Source organism: Chamaesiphon sp. OTE_20_metabat_361, from assembly GCF_031364565.1.
In genome coordinates, this window is record NZ_JANLWO010000635.1 from 1 (window position 1) to 2,516 (window position 2,516).

At 39.7% G+C, this 2,516-nt stretch carries 1 protein-coding gene and 2 pseudogenes; 2 read left to right on the plus strand and 1 reads right to left on the minus strand.

The genetic code is table 11. From position 1 onward, the window contains the following. Positions 1-349, plus strand: a pseudogene (locus tag RMO35_RS18260) (hypothetical protein); the annotation flags it as partial. Positions 350-582: 233 nt separating this feature from the next. On the opposite strand, the gene RMO35_RS18265 reads toward RMO35_RS18260, so the two are convergent. Beyond that, entirely contained in the window at positions 583-1,659 is a 1,077-nt protein-coding gene (locus tag RMO35_RS18265) for an acyltransferase (RefSeq protein ID WP_309742893.1), read from the minus strand. Positions 1,660-2,081: 422 nt separating this feature from the next. Between RMO35_RS18265 and RMO35_RS18270 the strand changes: the two are divergent. Further along, positions 2,082-2,516: pseudogene (locus tag RMO35_RS18270) on the plus strand (O-antigen ligase family protein); the annotation flags it as partial.

Consider the following 2,516-nt stretch of genomic DNA (forward strand, 5'->3'; position numbering starts at 1 on the left):
GAACTGTGCATCAACTTTGAATTTTATCAAGACCGAACAAATTGTCAAAAGTTTGCCGCAATTAGCTCATGCACTCACGGAAAAGTATCAAACGCTACAAAGATATTTTGACTACTTCACGTTTCTAGAGCTACTTCAGCAGAGAAAGTGGCAAGCTGTAACCGCTCTATTATCTAAGCCATACATTTCGATCTATATCGCCAAAAGAATCCCCGGAATTATCCATCGCCGAATTCAATATCACTTGCTTGGCAATAAAACAGTCTATGATATTTTCCATCGAAAAAATGCTCCTCCAAAGCACGATTTTTACTCCTCACTGAAGAAAGCCTTGAGTAAATCCAGTTAAGAGCCAGCCTAATTTAATTCAGGTCGATCGCGGAGAGGATGTCTGAAAAGTCTAATTGCTGCGTTTTAAGATCTAAATCCCCCAACCCCCTTGGAAAGGGGGCTTTTAAAGTCCCCCTTTTTAAGGGGGATTTAGATCTCCGATTCACACCGAAAAGCCTTTTCAGACACCCTCTGAGGCTGATTTCAAGTCTATACTGCTACCTAGATCGACTTTTAGCAATAATTGTCAATTCATACTGCTGTCGCGGGTTTATTATTTAATATTTTTAGTAATGGTTTCTCGACGCGATCGTGAATTATACAACCAAGTGCGATACTCATGCCTACGATCGCGGTCGCCACGAGTGGCATAACGATCTGTGAATCTAGTAGGGCTGGCGCAAGCTTTTCGCTAATTTTAAGATAAACTTTGGCAATTGTATTCATAAATAGCCCATGAGTTAAGTAAATGGAGTATGAAGCATTGCCAAGATAAATTATCGATGAGGGGAGCTTCAGCACAGTTTGATTTTCCACCTGTACCGATCCCACGATCAAGATCGTACAGGGAATCCCATAGGCAATAACTGGCGATAGTCCCGCGACATCGAATTGACGGTAGCCAGTATTAATAATCGCTCCGACTAGCATTGCTAACGCTAGATAAATCCACATTTTTTTGTACTCATATCGGTGCGTGGAGACGATATATGCAGCCAAACAGCCAAACACAAATTCTAAATTATGGGTGTTGAAGATAAACTCCAGCAACACCGATCCGCCTATTGGTAAGACATTGACAAGATTTAAGACAATACCAACAATCCACACGGCGAGCGGTAGTAGATAGATCTGCGGTTTACATAAAATCAGCAAACTAAAGATGGCGTAGAAGAAGATTTCATAAGTTAGCGTCCAAGCAACACCGATAAAAGGCGTGAGATTAGTTCCTGCTTGTGGCACAAGTAACACAACTTGAATGAACTGCCATAAATTCACTCCATCAAAACTACCATCGCGTTCGATCGCTAGAGAGCCAAGAATCTTGACTGCTAAAAGAATCCAATAAAAAGGATAGACTCTCAAACATCTTTTTCTAACAAAAGACTTAAACTGACTCGACTGACTCAGATCGGCTTGGTGAATATAAAAGATAATGAAGCCACTGAGCACAAAGAAAAAATCTACTCCCATCCAACCAAAATGAAACACATTAAATAAACCATCTTGCTTCAGTTCACGATCGAGGATAATATTTGCATGGTGTAGTACCACCAGTATAGATGCTATTCCTCGATACAATTGTAGCGAATTGAGCTGTTTTTTCATGTTGAGTTGTTACGCCAAGAGTAAGTCATTAGATCGATGGTAGATCGGATCTCCCATGTGCATCGTTAAGTTCACCCGAGCGGGTGCCAATCCGATCGATATCACAACATAGCAGCGATCTATATAGTATGATAGTTAAACATTTAGGTAATTATCCATTTAAGTATACATTATCTAAGTTTTATCAATTTAAAGATATCGGTATACTTAAACTATATTTTTGATATTAACTCGACTACAAATAGATTTATTACTCTATTTCAGTCATTCGATCGATTGACAAAACGCACTGCCAAGAGTTAACCGACCGAGTGTAATTTAGACCTTAGCCTGGGCGTAATAAATGGCTCATTTTCACAGCAACAAGATTAGATCGGTATCGATAGTTAATAATCTAGTTGCCACACAACACGTTCGCTGATATGAATCAACTATTAATAGTATCTGAAAAAATATTCACAATTTTTGCGTTTATTCATTACGTTGGTAGCCCCTTGATTTTGATTCTCTCTGGGGGAGTTAGTGAAGGAGATCTCCAAGACGATCCGATCGACATGCCAATTGTCAAGAACATATTTTTAATTATCTATATAATTTCATTTTTGCTACTCCTACTTAGATGGAAGCAAGTAATTCCGTCAATCTCTAGAGGTGGATGGCTGTGGCTATTATTAGGGTTGGCAATCTGCTCGATTTCTTGGTCGTTTTCACCAGATCTGACCCAAACTCGGGTAGTCGCTTTAACTGGATCGATGCTGTTTTCGCTGTACTTTGCCAGTCGATATACACTCAAAGAGCAACTATATATTTTTGGATGGGTGTTTGGGATCGGCACGATCGCCAGCCTGTTATTTGTA

Bases quoted from the DNA above. Each gene is read 5' to 3' on its own strand.
- RMO35_RS18265 (WP_309742893.1), bottom strand. From the start codon at position 1,659: ATGAAAAAACAGCTCAATTCGCTACAATTGTATCGAGGAATAGCATCT.